This is a genomic window from Christiangramia aestuarii, assembly GCF_009735585.1.
In the GTDB taxonomy this organism is placed as follows: Bacteria; Bacteroidota; Bacteroidia; order Flavobacteriales; family Flavobacteriaceae; genus Christiangramia; species Christiangramia aestuarii.
The window spans coordinates 151,236-164,376 of the sequence record NZ_VJVW01000001.1 but is presented as its reverse complement, the minus strand read 5'-3'; the positions used below and the strand labels follow the sequence as shown (position 1 = coordinate 164,376).

Below are 13,141 nucleotides of genomic sequence, written 5' to 3'. Positions count from 1 at the left end.
ATTTGAGAATAAGGAATATTTGCTGTATAGGCGCGGGATATGTTGGGGGACCAACCATGGCGGTCATCGCTCAGAAATGTCCTGAAATAGATGTTACCGTAGTAGATATAAACGAAAAAAGGATAGCTGCCTGGAATGATAAAAATGTAGAAAATATTCCAATTTATGAGCCAGGTTTACCTGAAGTTGTACAAGAAGCTAGGGGGAGAAATCTGTTTTTTTCCACAGATGTAGATGCAGCGATCGATAAAGCTGATATGATATTTATTTCGGTAAATACACCGACTAAGACCTACGGTATTGGTAAAGGTATGGCTGCCGATCTTAAATATATTGAACTTTGCGCGCGGCAAATTGCCAGAGTTTCTAAAACTGATAAGATAGTAGTAGAAAAATCAACTTTACCAGTTAGGACTGCGGAAGCCCTAAAAAATATTCTTGATAACACCGGGAATGGAGTGAATTTTCAAATCCTTTCTAATCCTGAATTTTTAGCTGAAGGTACAGCTGTAGATGATCTTATGGATCCAGACAGGGTGCTTATTGGTGGAGATATAGATTCCGCAAAAGGAAAAGAGGCAGTTGATGCCCTGGTAAATGTATATGCTCACTGGGTTCCAAAATCTAAAATTCTGACCACCAATGTATGGTCATCTGAATTGTCGAAACTTACTGCGAATGCTTTTCTCGCTCAAAGGGTATCCAGCATCAATGCCATGTCTGAACTTTGTGAAAAGACAGGAGCTGATGTGACAGAAGTTGCCAAAGCAGTGGGAATGGATTCCAGGATTGGTTCTAAATTCCTGAAATCATCAGTAGGTTTTGGAGGTAGTTGTTTTCAGAAGGACATATTGAATTTGGTCTATATCGCTAAATCTTTTGGCTTGCATGAGGTAGCAGATTACTGGGAGCAGGTTATTATAATGAACGATCATCAAAAAAGACGTTTTGCCTCGAATATCGTGAGTTCACTGTTTAATACGGTTTCCGGGAAAAAAATCGCCTTATTAGGTTGGGCTTTTAAGAAAGATACCAATGATACCCGTGAATCTGCAGCGATCTATGTGGCTGATTATTTGCTAAATGAGCAGGCCGAAATTGTTGTGTATGATCCTAAGGTTAAGGAAGAGCAAATTTTTGCTGATCTGGATAATTTAAACTCAAGATCTGAAGAGGAAAATAGAAAAAGGGTGACAGTTTTAAATGATCCTTATGAGGTTTGTAGAGATGCCCATGCGATAGCTGTGCTTACTGAATGGGATGAGTTCAAGGAAATGGATTGGGGAAAAATTTATAAAGATATGTTAAAGCCTGCTTTCCTATTTGATGGTCGTAGATTATTGGAAAGAAAAACAAAGGAAGAGATCGGCTTTGAATTTTATGCTATTGGCTCCTGAGCCAATTAAATGGTGCCGTAGACAGTTAAACAGCATTTTTTTGCCTGAAGTTTATAAAAGACATATTGCAAAGTCAATTACCTGGAGGATAATAGGAACTATTGATACTATTATTCTATCTTGGATTGTGACCGGTAATCCTTATACAGGAGTAAAAATCGGCTTCTCAGAGGTGCTTACCAAAATGGTGTTGTATTATTTGCATGAACGTATTTGGTTTAATATTAAGGCAGGGGTAACAAAAAATGGGGACAGCAGGAAGCGTCATGTAGCAAAAACCTTTACCTGGCGAATTGTAGGAACTATAGATACTATGCTACTTGCTTGGTGGATATCAGGTAATCCTTTTACAGGCTTGAAGATCGGAGGAATAGAACTGGTTACTAAAATGATATTATATTATTTTCACGAAAGAGCATGGTACAAATATGACTTTGGGCTCCAGCAAAGGCGTAATAGAGAGTTAAAAAAGAAAAATTTTCAATATAGCGATGAATAATATAGTTTCCCATAAGTTTCAGGTGGACCGTGCTAATAGAAATAAATTGAAGGGACATAAATCCTTTGTATTATGGTTCACCGGACTTTCCGGTTCAGGTAAATCCACCCTGGCCAATATGGTGGAAAAAAGGTTATATGATATTGGAATTCATACTTTTTCTTTAGATGGTGATAATATTCGGGGAGGTTTAAATAAAAATTTAGGCTTTAGTCGCGAAGACAGAGAAGAGAATCTTAGAAGAATTGCTGAAGTTGCTAAATTGTTTGTAGATTCTGGCAATGTGGTAATAGCTTCTTTTATTTCTCCTTTAGCTTCAGATCGTAATTTTATCAGGGAAATAATAGGGGAAAAAGATTTTCTTGAGGTGTATGTGAATACTCCCCTTGAAGTCTGTGAATCTCGGGATGTAAAAGGTCTATATAAAAAGGCACGATCTGGGGAAATTACAAATTTTACTGGAATTGATGCGCCTTATGAACCACCGATAAATCCATCCATAGAAGTAAAAACTAATATAGAGGATGCGGAGGAATCGGTTTCAAGAATTATAAGCTTAATTAAAAGTAAATTGGAAATAACTAAATAATGAGTAAATATTATCTGAATTATCTTGACGAGTTAGAATCCGAAGCAATCTACATCTTGCGCGAGGTTTGGGCTCAGTTTGAAAATCCTGTAATTTTATTTTCAGGAGGAAAAGATTCGATCTTGGTTACGCATTTAGCGAAAAAAGCATTTTATCCCAGTAAAATTCCTTTTCCATTAATGCATGTGGATACAGGACACAATTTTCCGGAAACCATAAAATTCAGGGATGATTTAATAGAAAGCCTTGGAGCGCAGTTAATTGTGGGTTCAGTACAGGAATCTATAGATCAGGGTAGGGTAGCAGAAGAGAAAGGTAAGAATGCTACTAGGAACGCCCTTCAGATCACCACACTTCTTGATGCTATAGAATCAAACAAAGTAGATTGTGCAATAGGAGGAGGACGAAGAGATGAAGAGAAAGCCAGAGCTAAAGAGCGATTTTTCTCCCATAGAAATGACTTCGGGGAATGGGACCCAAAAAATCAGCGTCCAGAATTATGGAATTTGCTGAATGGAAAACATTTCGAAGGGGAACATTTCAGGGCTTTTCCTATTAGTAATTGGACTGAAATGGATGTTTGGAACTACATTAAAAGAGAAAATATCAGTATCCCGTCCTTATATTTTGCTCATGAGAGGGAGGTAGTTTTTAGAAATAATTCATGGATTCCGGTATCTGAATATTTGAAGCTTGAAGAGGGAGAAAAGATCGAAAGGAAGAAAATCCGATTCAGGACTTTAGGAGACATTACCATTACCGGAGGAATCGAATCTGATGCAGATAGTTTAGAAAAAATTGCTGATGAAGTTTCAGCTATGCGAAAGACTGAGAGGGGAGATAGATCTGATGATAAGCGATCAGAAACTGCCATGGAAGATCGAAAAAAGCAAGGTTATTTTTAGTGTAAAGGCCAAGCTTTAAACAAATAGTAGAATTAAAGATTAGAGATATAAAAATGGAGATCAATAATAATCAGCTATTAAGATTTACAACCGCCGGAAGTGTCGATGACGGAAAAAGTACCCTTATAGGTAGATTGTTATATGATTCTAAATCGATTTTTGAAGATCAGTTAGAGTCTGTAACGAATACAAGTGCAAAAAAAGGTCATGACGGGGTAGATTTAGCCTTATTCACAGATGGATTGAAAGATGAAAGAGAGCAGGGGATAACCATAGATGTCGCATATAGATATTTTACAACTCCTAAAAGGAAATTTATAATTGCAGATACTCCTGGCCATATACAGTATACTCGAAACATGGTTACAGGGGCTTCTACTGCTAATGCTGCTTTGATTTTAATTGATGCCAGGCATGGAGTAATTGAACAAACTAAGAGGCATTCTTTTATTGCGTCTCTTTTAAATATTCCACACCTTATTGTCTGTATTAATAAAATGGATTTGGTTGATTTTTCTGAAGAGAGATACAATGAGATCATTGGGCAATTTGAAGAGTTTTCCTCTAAATTATTAGTGAAGGATGTTCGTTTTGTTCCTATGAGTGCTCTGTTGGGAGATAATGTTGTAAATCGTTCTGAAAATATGGACTGGTATCAGGGTGGAACTTTATTAAATATTTTAGAGACTCTTCATATTAGTAGTGATATCAATAAAATCGATGCCAGATTCCCAGTGCAAACTGTTTTGCGACCCCAAAGCGACGAACACAGAGATTATAGAGGGTACGCCGGTAGAGTAGCGAGTGGTATTTACCGTAAAGGAGATGAAGTGGCCGTCTTACCTTCTGGATTTACTTCACGTATCAAATCTATTAATGCTGGAGATCTGGTAATAGAAGAGGCCTATGCTCCAATGTCAATTTCTATAACTTTGGAAGATGACATTGATGTAAGTAGAGGTGATATGATCGTTAAGAAAAATAATCAACCTGAAGGGGAACAGGAATTTGATGTGATGCTTTGTTGGTTAAATAATGATGCCGCTAAGCCGCGGGCGAAATATACGGTGATGCATACCTCTAATGAGCAAAGGGCCATGATAAAAGAGGTGGTGTATAAAATTGATATTAATTCCTATTCGAGGAATCCTGAGGATAAGGAGCTGGGTATGAATGATATCGCCCGGGTGACTGTTAGAACTACGCATAGGTTAATGCTAGATTCCTACAGAGATAATAGGAATACGGGTAGTATCATATTAATAGATGAAAATACTAATGAAACCGTTGCAGCGGGGATGATAATTTAACAAATGGTTTTAAAGAAAAAAATTTTAATAACCGGAGGCGCTGGTTTCATAGGATCCCATGTTGTTCGTTTATTCGTGAATAAATATCCTGAATATGAAATTTTCAATTTAGATGCTTTAACTTATGCCGGTAACCTGGAAAATTTAAAAGATATTGAAAAAAAAGAAAATTATACCTTTTTAAAGGCCGACATCAATGATGCTAGCATTATTGATAAACTGTTTAAGAAATATAAATTTGATGGGATTATACATCTGGCAGCCGAATCTCACGTAGATCGCTCTATTTCCGATCCCCTAGCTTTTGTTAGAACAAATATTGTTGGAACATTAAATTTACTTAATGCCGCAAAAAATATCTGGAAAGGTGAGGTTAAAAATAAGCTTTTCTATCATATAAGTACCGATGAAGTTTATGGTACATTGGGAGAAACTGGGTTATTTACTGAATCCACAGCATACGATCCAAATTCCCCTTATTCTGCTTCCAAAGCAAGTTCAGATCATTTTGTGCGGGCTTATGGAGAAACATATGGAATTCCATATATAATTTCTAATTGTTCTAATAATTATGGACCAAATCAATTTCCTGAAAAACTAATTCCTTTATTTATTCATAATATTTTAGAAAATAAGGATTTACCAGTATATGGTGACGGGAAATATACTCGGGACTGGCTTTTTGTAATAGATCATGCCGAGGCCATAGATATGGCTTTTCATAAAGGTGATAAGAATCAAACTTATAACATTGGAGGCTTTAATGAATGGCAAAACATCGACTTAATTCTTTTGCTCTGTGAAATTATGGATGAAAAATTGGAAAGGAAGGTGGGTGAATCAGCCGGACTAATAACATATGTTAAAGATAGACCAGGGCATGATAAGCGCTATGCTATAGATGCAAGTAAAATCAAAAAAGAATTAGGTTGGGAACCTTCAGTAACCTTTAAAGAAGGTCTCGAACAAACAATAGACTGGTATCTTGAAAATCGAAAATGGTTAAGCCATATCCAGTCAGGTGATTATTAGAAATATTATTTCGCTTAAAGGAAAACTAAGTCTAGACACATAAAGAATAAAAATGATAGAAAAACCAAAATTGGTGCCAAAAAAAATTTTAGTAACTGGTGCTGCTGGATTTATTGGCTTTCATCTGTGTAAAAGATTAATTGATTCCGGATTCCAAATAGTTGGGCTAGATAACATTAACGATTATTATGACATAGATTTGAAACTTGATCGGCTGGAGCAATTAGGTATAGGTAAAGATCAGGCTAAAGAAGAAGGGGAGCTTACAAATAGTATACATTATAAAAACTTTTCTTTCATCCGTATGAATCTGGAAGATAGGAAAGAATTACCCAAATTATTTGTGAAAGAAAATTTCAAATTAGTTTGTAATCTTGCAGCTCAGGCTGGGGTTAGATATAGTCTAGAAAATCCAGAAGCCTATATCGATAGTAATTTAGTCGGTTTTGCAAATTTGCTAGAATGTTGCCGTAATTATGAGACTAAGCATTTAGTCTATGCTAGCAGCTCTAGTGTTTATGGGCAAAATCAGAAGGTTCCTTTTTCAGAAGGAGATAATGTTGATCATCCCATTAGTCTTTACGCGGCTACTAAAAAAAGTAATGAATTAATGGCCTATACGTATAGCCACCTTTATAATTTTAAAACAACAGGGCTTAGATTCTTTACAGTATATGGACCTTGGGGTCGTCCGGATATGGCAATGAATCTATTTACAAATGCTATTATAAAAGGAAGTCCCATAAAAATTTTTAATTATGGTGAATTAGAGAGAGATTTTACCTATATAGACGATATAATAAATGGGATTTACAAAGTATTAAATAAAATTCCTAATAGTAATTATAAAATTTATAATATTGGAAATAGTAAGCCAGTAAGGTTATTGAGTTTTGTTAAAGAAATTGAAAATCAATTAGGAATAGAGGCAAAGAAAGATATGCTCCCCATGCAACCAGGAGATGTATATAAGACCTGGGCTGATATTGATTCTTTAAGGGAGGATTATGAATACAATACAACAATAGGTGTTAAGGAAGGTATCAATAGTTTTGTTAAATGGTATCGTGAATATTATAATATTAAATAATGGAGCAATTAAAACGTTTTATAAGAAAATATTTTCAGAGCTTCTCATTTTTTTATTCTCATTTAAAACATAGAGTATTTATAGTTGTTGGTTTAAGTATTGTTATAGGAATTTTAGATGGATTTGGTCTTTCCCTATTTTTACCTTTGTTACAGATTGTAGATAACCCAGAAAGTGTTGAACCAGAAAGTCTAGGAAATTTAAGATTTCTTGTGGATTTTATCGAAAATTCCACTATTCCCTTGAATCTGCTTACTGTATTGGGATTTATGATCTTTTTCTTTTTTTCCAAAGGCGCTGTCCAGTACCTCGCGGGGGTTTATAAGGTAACTGTGCAACAATGGTTTATAAAGAATTTAAGGCTAAAGAATATACATGGTTTAAACGAACTTAAGTACAGTTATTTTGTAGGAACAGATGCTGGACGCATTCAGAATACTTTAACCGGAGAAGTAGATAGAATAGCAAATGCTTTTCAAAATTATTTCTTTGCCTTACAGTATGCTATACTTGTTTCTGTTTATACCATTTTTGCTTTTACAATTGATTCTGTTTTTGCTATACTGGTTACAATAGGAGGTATACTTAGTGATCTTTTATATAAGAACCTCTATAGGTATGTAAAGTCCACTTCCCGGTCCTTAACTGGAGAAACAAATTTCTTTCAAAATTTAGTACTTCAACATGTGGGGAATTATAAGTATTTAAAGGCTACTGGAACTTTAGAGAAATTTAGTTCGAAGTTAGAAAAGTCCGCTGTAAAGATTGAAAAGCGTAATAAAAAAATTGGAAAGCTTAATGCTCTATTAGGGTCGGCCAGGGAACCAATTCTTATTATTGTAGTCGTTACTGTTATTTATGTTCAAATTAATTTCCTAGGATCAGAATTGGGACCAATATTAATTAGTCTTCTATTTTTTTACAGAGCCCTAAGTTATTTAATGCAATTACAAATTCGATGGAGTAAGTTTTTAAGTTTCTCAGGTTCTATGGAAAACATGGCTTCTTTTGGAAGGGAACTAAAGGTGAATAAGGAAAGTGTGAAAGCAAATCGGATTTCAATTAAATCGATAGAAATGCTTGAAATGGATAAGGCTAATTTTTCTTATGGTAATCAAAAAGTATTGAATAATATTTCTTTAAAAATTGAAAAGTTTGAAACTATTGCATTTGTTGGAGAAAGCGGAAGTGGGAAAACGACTATTGTAAATATTCTATCCGGATTACTTCCTTTAGATTCGGGAAGTTATTATGTCAATGATAAAAATATTGGAGATATTGAAACAGAATCATTTCAGCAAAAGGTTGGTTATATTACTCAGGACCCGGTAATTTTTAATGATACAATCTTTAACAATGTTGCCTTATGGAGTCCTGAAACCGAAGAAAATAAAACCAAGTTTTGGAACGCAGTTAATGAAGCTTCAATTTTAGATTTTGTAAATGCACTTCCTAACAAAGAAAACACCGTTTTAGATAATAATGGTGCTAATCTTAGTGGAGGACAGAAACAAAGGATATCGATCGCCCGTGAGCTTTTTAAAACAGTTGAACTATTAATATTAGATGAAGCGACTTCTGCACTAGACTCAGAAACTGAAAATATTATCCAAAAGAATATCGATGCATTGAAAGGGAAATATACTATTTTGATAGTTGCTCATCGACTTTCTACAATAAGAAATGCAGACAGAATTGTTTTAATGAAAGAAGGTAGTACCACAGTAGGGACCTTTAATGAACTTTTAACTAAATCAAAATATTTCCATAAACTGGTAGAACTTCAGGAAATATAATTTAAGAATTTTTAAAATTCGTGATACTCAAATTATGAAAGGAATAATATTAGCAGGCGGCTCAGGAAGTAGGTTATATCCTATTACGTTAGCGGTAAGTAAACAACTATTACCGGTATATGACAAACCAATGATATATTATCCATTATCAGTACTGATGCTTGCGGGTATTAAAGAAATTTTATTTATAACTACACCCAATGATCAAGATGCCTTCAAAAAGCTCTTAGGAGATGGATCTAACTTAGGATGTGAATTTCATTATGCTGTACAAGAAGAACCTAATGGGCTAGCAGAAGCTTTTATAATTGGAGAAGAATTTATTGGTAGCGATAGAGTTGCACTTGCGTTGGGAGATAATATTTTTCACGGTAATGGTTTGGGAAGTCTCTTAAGAAGTAAGGTAGGTATTGAAGGCGCCTCTATATTTGCCTATCCAGTTAAAGACCCGGAGCGTTATGGAGTTGTGGAATTTGATGAGAATAACATGGCTATTAATATCGAAGAAAAACCAGAAAAGCCAAAATCCAAATATGCCGTCCCAGGATTATATTTTTATGATAACCGCGTAGTCGAGTATGCAAAAAAGGTTAAACCTTCTGCTCGTGGTGAGAAAGAAATTACCTCTATAAACGATATGTACCTGAAAGATGGTAATCTTGAAGTTGGTGTAATGACCAGAGGTATGAGTTGGTTTGATACAGGAACGGTAGAATCTTTAGATGATGCAACAGAATTTATAAGAGTTTTGCAAAATAGACAGAGCGAAATGATAGGATGTATAGAAGAAGTTGCTTTTCTACATAAATTCATAACTAAAAGTGAAATTAAGTCTGCAATTAAAAAATATGGAAAGAGTAAGTATGGAGAATACCTTCAAACTATTTTAGAAGAATATGAGCGGTAAATTAATTCACTTGCCAAAGCTTGAAGATCCTCGTGGCAATCTTTCTTTCTTAGAGGAGGAAAACCATATTCCCTTTAAGATTAAAAGAACTTATTGGATTTATGATGTTCCTGGAGGAGAAATAAGAGGAAGTCACGCTTTTAAAGAATCACAGGAGTTTATAATTGCTCTTTCTGGTAGTTTTGATGTGATTCTAAATGATGGTGAAAATGAAACTCAGTTTAATTTAAACAGGTCTTATTATGGGCTTTATATTCCAAAATTACTTTGGAGAAGTATTGAAAATTTCTCTACTAATTCGCTAGCATTAATTGTTTCCTCCATTCCTTTTGATCAAAAGGATTACATACGAGATTTTGATGAATTTAAGATAATTAAAAATGAAATTGAAAAATAGTACTGTTTTCGATTGCTCCATAATTCAAGTAGCCAAAGTTCATAGTAAATCGGGCAATATAACTGTATTAGAAAATGGTTCGAATATACCTTTTGATATCAAAAGAATCTATTATCTATATGATATTCCGGGAGGTGAATCACGAGGAGGACATGCTCACTATGAGCTGGAACAATATGTCATTGCTGCCAGTGGAAGCTTTAACGTTATTCTGGATGATGGAGTATCAAAAAAAAATGTTGCTTTAAATAGGCCTGATTATGCGCTACACATTGTACCAGGTTTGTGGAGAGAGTTAAAGAATTTTTCCTCTGGAGCGATATGTTTAGTGATGGCTTCTCATAAATATGATGAAAACGATTATGTTCGGGATTATTCAGTATTCAAAAAATTAAAATAATTATAGGAATGATTCATTCTTCAGCTGAAGTGCAAACAAATAAAATAGGTGATGGAACTACCATATGGCAAAATTGTGTGATTTTAAAGGATGCCGTAATTGGAGCAAACTGTAATATAAATTTTAATGTTTTCATTGAAAATGATGTTATTATTGGAAATGATGTAACGGTAAAATCTGGGGTACAGATTTGGGATGGTTTAAGGATAAAGGATAAAGTTTTTGTAGGACCCAATGCAACATTTACTAATGATTTAATTCCTCGCTCAAAAGTTTATCCAAATAGTTTTGTAGGGACTACGCTGGAAAAAGGAAGTTCTATTGGAGCAAATTCAACAATACTTGCAGGAGTGATAATAGGAGAATATGCCTTTATCGGTGCTGGAAGCGTTATAACGAAAAACATACCTCCTTACACGGTTTGGTACGGTAATCCTGCTACCCATAAGGGGTATATTACCGAGGACGGAACTTTGCTAAATAAATCTCTCGTCAGTAAAGAGGGTAAAATATATATATTAGAAAAAAATAAACCGATACTAAAATGATTAAATTTTTAGATATCCAAGGTATTAATGCAAGTTTTGAACCTCGTTTATCTCAGGTTGTCAAAAGTGTAATAGATTCTGGCTGGTATTTATTAGGTGAGGAGGTATCTCAATTTGAGATGGAATATAAAAAATATATTGGTACTTCTGAATGTATTGGTGTAGCTAATGGTTTGGATGCACTTCGGCTAATATTACGATCATATAAAGAATTGGGCGTGATGCAAGACGGTGATGAAGTAATTGTACCCGCAAATACATATATCGCCTCTCTTTTGGCAATTTCTGATAACGGACTCAAACCAATACTTGTTGAACCAAATATAAATACTTTCAATATTGATTCTTCCAAAATCGAAGAAAGAATCACACCCAAAACCAAAGCATTGATGGTAGTTCATTTATACGGTTTGAATGCAATGAATGATGAACTAACTAGAATCGCTAAAAAATATAAACTTAAGATAATTGAAGACAATGCACAGGCAGCAGGAGCATATTACAAAAATAACCGCACCGGTTCCTTGGGTGACGCCGCGGGTCATAGTTTTTATCCCGGTAAAAATTTAGGTGCCATAGGTGATGCTGGAGCTGTTACCACAAATGATGAAGAACTAGCGATAACTTTGAGGTCTCTAGCCAATTATGGTTCGAGAGAAAAATACGTAAATGAATATAAGGGACTTAATTCAAGGATTGATGAGTTGCAGGCAGCAGTATTAAGAATCAAGCTTGCACGTCTTGATGAAGATAACCAACGTCGGCGTGAAATTGCGAATTATTATATTGAAAATATCCATAATAAGAATATTGTTCTTCCTGAAGTTAGAGGTCAAAAAAATCTGACGGTTTTGGAAGAGCATGTATGGCATCTTTTCGTAATACGTAGTCAGTCACGTGACAGTTTACAAAATTATTTAAATAAAAATAACATACAGACCTTGGTGCATTATCCTATCGCGCCTCATTTACAAAATGCTTATAAAGAATTAAATCAGCAAAATTATCCGATAACTGAAAAAATTCATAAGGAAGTTCTAAGCCTTCCTTTAAGTCCTATAATGCCAAAAACAGAGGTGAAAAAAGTAGTAGCATTTCTTAATAAATTTAATATGTAGTGGCCACCCTTGAAAATTTTTAACATTTTACACGTAAGGTATTATCAATTCCTATATCTGGGATATAATAACTGACTATACCGTTTTGGTTGAGAGTAATTTTTTTCTATCACCAAAAACACACATGAAAAATGACCCCAAGGAAAAAATCAGAAATGGTTTTTTTATTAAAAATTTAAGTTGTACTTCTAAAATATTTTAAATTCCTATGAAGAATAAGGAGGTTTGTTTACCACTTGTAAGTATTGTCGTAATCACCTATAATAGTTCCGACTACGTAATTGAAACTTTGGAAAGTGTTAAAAGACAAACATATAAAAATATAGAATTAATTATAAGTGATGATTTTTCTACGGATGATACCATAGCTACATGTAAAGCTTGGCTAATAGGAAATAAAGATAAATTTAAAAGAGTAAAAATAATTGTTCCAGAAAAAAATACAGGTATTCCAGCCAACTGTAATCGCGGGCTTGCTCAATCCAGAGGAGATTGGATAAAAATTATTGCTGGTGATGATTTATTGTTGCCAAATTGTATCCAGAAGAATATACAATATGTTAAAAGGCATTCAGAAAAGATAATTTTTAGCATTGCGGAATTTTTTGCTGATAGTGAGAATGAAAGGTTAGGTAATATAAATAGGAAGCAATTAAACACTGTACCTTTTTTTTTCAATTTAAATGCCAATTCTCAGTTTTTGCATCTATTAATAAGGAATTACCCAATGAATCCACCTACAATTTTTTTTGAAAAACAAACCCTTGAAAAATTAGGTAGGTTTAATACAGAATATGTTAATGAAGATTTTCCATTGTACCTGCATGCAACTTTTTCTGGATTAAAATTAGGATTTTTTCCTATCTCCACCGTTAAATATAGGGTGCATAAGAACTCGATCAGTTATAATCAAAATAGGGAGCAAGCTATTTCAGAATGGAAAAAATTAAAAATGAGAAAAACTATAATGAAATATATTAATTGGAATTTATTTATTAGACATCCCTTTGTAGTTATTGAATTCTATAATCAGTATTTATTTAATGAATTAATTTTAATGACTGGAAATAAAAAAAGTTTTGAGACTAATCTTAAATTTTTAAGGTTGTTAAGTCCTTTATTTTTTCTGAAGAAAATTAAGCAGTTATAAATA

14 protein-coding genes are annotated in these 13,141 nt (G+C 34.0%); all 14 read left to right on the top strand.

What is annotated here, in order from left to right:
* The first annotated feature begins 2 nt into the window (after positions 1 to 2).
* The 14 genes from FLP08_RS00685 to FLP08_RS00620 all read left to right on the top strand — a co-directional run bounded on the left by FLP08_RS00685 (position 3) and on the right by FLP08_RS00620 (position 13,138).
* On the top strand, positions 3 to 1,397 hold the full coding sequence (locus tag FLP08_RS00685; RefSeq protein WP_156273011.1) for a UDP-glucose 6-dehydrogenase: 1,395 nt from the start codon (positions 3 to 5) through the stop codon (positions 1,395 to 1,397).
* Between the two features lie 40 nt (positions 1,398 to 1,437).
* Positions 1,438 to 1,896 (top strand): DUF2061 domain-containing protein, encoded by a 459-nt coding sequence (locus tag FLP08_RS00680; RefSeq protein WP_238388424.1) that lies wholly within the window; start codon positions 1,438 to 1,440, stop codon positions 1,894 to 1,896.
* Positions 1,889 to 2,485 (top strand): adenylyl-sulfate kinase, encoded by a 597-nt coding sequence (gene cysC, locus FLP08_RS00675; protein WP_156273009.1) that lies wholly within the window; start codon positions 1,889 to 1,891, stop codon positions 2,483 to 2,485. Before FLP08_RS00680 ends, cysC begins: the two co-directional genes overlap by 8 nt.
* The gene (gene cysD, locus FLP08_RS00670) at positions 2,485 to 3,390 is read left to right on the top strand and encodes a sulfate adenylyltransferase subunit CysD (RefSeq protein WP_156273007.1); all 906 of its coding nucleotides are present in this window, start codon (positions 2,485 to 2,487) and stop codon (positions 3,388 to 3,390) included. The genes cysC and cysD overlap by 1 nt, the downstream gene beginning before the upstream one ends.
* A 53-nt stretch (positions 3,391 to 3,443) precedes the next feature.
* Positions 3,444 to 4,700 (top strand): sulfate adenylyltransferase subunit 1, encoded by a 1,257-nt coding sequence (locus tag FLP08_RS00665; protein ID WP_156273005.1) that lies wholly within the window; start codon positions 3,444 to 3,446, stop codon positions 4,698 to 4,700.
* Between the two features lie 3 nt (positions 4,701 to 4,703).
* On the top strand, positions 4,704 to 5,732 hold the full coding sequence (gene rfbB, locus FLP08_RS00660; protein ID WP_156273003.1) for a dTDP-glucose 4,6-dehydratase: 1,029 nt from the start codon (positions 4,704 to 4,706) through the stop codon (positions 5,730 to 5,732).
* A gap of 52 nt (positions 5,733 to 5,784) precedes the next feature.
* Positions 5,785 to 6,822: an NAD-dependent epimerase/dehydratase family protein gene (locus FLP08_RS00655; protein WP_279326983.1), complete on the top strand. Its 1,038-nt coding sequence runs from the start codon at positions 5,785 to 5,787 to the stop codon at positions 6,820 to 6,822.
* Positions 6,822 to 8,618 (top strand): ABC transporter ATP-binding protein, encoded by a 1,797-nt coding sequence (locus FLP08_RS00650; RefSeq protein ID WP_156273001.1) that lies wholly within the window; start codon positions 6,822 to 6,824, stop codon positions 8,616 to 8,618. The genes FLP08_RS00655 and FLP08_RS00650 overlap by 1 nt, the downstream gene beginning before the upstream one ends.
* A 34-nt stretch (positions 8,619 to 8,652) precedes the next feature.
* Positions 8,653 to 9,525, top strand: coding sequence for a glucose-1-phosphate thymidylyltransferase RfbA (rfbA, locus tag FLP08_RS00645; protein WP_156272999.1), 873 nt, complete (start codon positions 8,653 to 8,655; stop codon positions 9,523 to 9,525).
* Positions 9,515 to 9,922, top strand: a complete 408-nt coding sequence (locus FLP08_RS00640) for a sugar 3,4-ketoisomerase (RefSeq protein ID WP_156272997.1) — start codon at positions 9,515 to 9,517, stop codon at positions 9,920 to 9,922. The genes rfbA and FLP08_RS00640 overlap by 11 nt, the downstream gene beginning before the upstream one ends.
* On the top strand, positions 9,906 to 10,322 hold the full coding sequence (locus FLP08_RS00635) for a sugar 3,4-ketoisomerase (RefSeq protein ID WP_156272995.1): 417 nt from the start codon (positions 9,906 to 9,908) through the stop codon (positions 10,320 to 10,322). Before FLP08_RS00640 ends, FLP08_RS00635 begins: the two co-directional genes overlap by 17 nt.
* Positions 10,323 to 10,330: 8 nt before the next feature.
* Positions 10,331 to 10,870 carry an acyltransferase gene (locus FLP08_RS00630; RefSeq protein ID WP_156272993.1) on the top strand — a complete coding sequence of 180 codons (540 nt, stop codon included), beginning with the start codon at positions 10,331 to 10,333 and terminating at the stop codon, positions 10,868 to 10,870.
* Positions 10,867 to 11,988 (top strand): DegT/DnrJ/EryC1/StrS family aminotransferase, encoded by a 1,122-nt coding sequence (locus FLP08_RS00625; RefSeq protein WP_156272991.1) that lies wholly within the window; start codon positions 10,867 to 10,869, stop codon positions 11,986 to 11,988. Before FLP08_RS00630 ends, FLP08_RS00625 begins: the two co-directional genes overlap by 4 nt.
* A 208-nt stretch (positions 11,989 to 12,196) precedes the next feature.
* Positions 12,197 to 13,138, top strand: a complete 942-nt coding sequence (locus FLP08_RS00620; RefSeq protein WP_156272989.1) for a glycosyltransferase family 2 protein — start codon at positions 12,197 to 12,199, stop codon at positions 13,136 to 13,138.
* Positions 13,139 to 13,141: the final 3 nt, after the last annotated feature.

Excerpts from the sequence above, each read along its gene's own strand:
- cysC (WP_156273009.1), top strand. The coding sequence starts at position 1,889 with ATGAATAATATAGTTTCCCATAAGTTTCAGGTGGACCGTGCTAATAGA.
- cysD (WP_156273007.1), top strand. The coding sequence starts at position 2,485 with ATGAGTAAATATTATCTGAATTATCTTGACGAGTTAGAATCCGAAGCA.
- FLP08_RS00665 (WP_156273005.1), top strand. The coding sequence starts at position 3,444 with ATGGAGATCAATAATAATCAGCTATTAAGATTTACAACCGCCGGAAGT.
- rfbB (WP_156273003.1), top strand. The coding sequence starts at position 4,704 with ATGGTTTTAAAGAAAAAAATTTTAATAACCGGAGGCGCTGGTTTCATA.
- FLP08_RS00655 (WP_279326983.1), top strand. The coding sequence starts at position 5,785 with ATGATAGAAAAACCAAAATTGGTGCCAAAAAAAATTTTAGTAACTGGT.
- FLP08_RS00650 (WP_156273001.1), top strand. The coding sequence starts at position 6,822 with ATGGAGCAATTAAAACGTTTTATAAGAAAATATTTTCAGAGCTTCTCA.
- rfbA (WP_156272999.1), top strand. The coding sequence starts at position 8,653 with ATGAAAGGAATAATATTAGCAGGCGGCTCAGGAAGTAGGTTATATCCT.
- FLP08_RS00640 (WP_156272997.1), top strand. The coding sequence starts at position 9,515 with ATGAGCGGTAAATTAATTCACTTGCCAAAGCTTGAAGATCCTCGTGGC.
- FLP08_RS00635 (WP_156272995.1), top strand. The coding sequence starts at position 9,906 with ATGAAATTGAAAAATAGTACTGTTTTCGATTGCTCCATAATTCAAGTA.
- FLP08_RS00630 (WP_156272993.1), top strand. The coding sequence starts at position 10,331 with ATGATTCATTCTTCAGCTGAAGTGCAAACAAATAAAATAGGTGATGGA.
- FLP08_RS00625 (WP_156272991.1), top strand. The coding sequence starts at position 10,867 with ATGATTAAATTTTTAGATATCCAAGGTATTAATGCAAGTTTTGAACCT.
- FLP08_RS00620 (WP_156272989.1), top strand. The coding sequence starts at position 12,197 with ATGAAGAATAAGGAGGTTTGTTTACCACTTGTAAGTATTGTCGTAATC.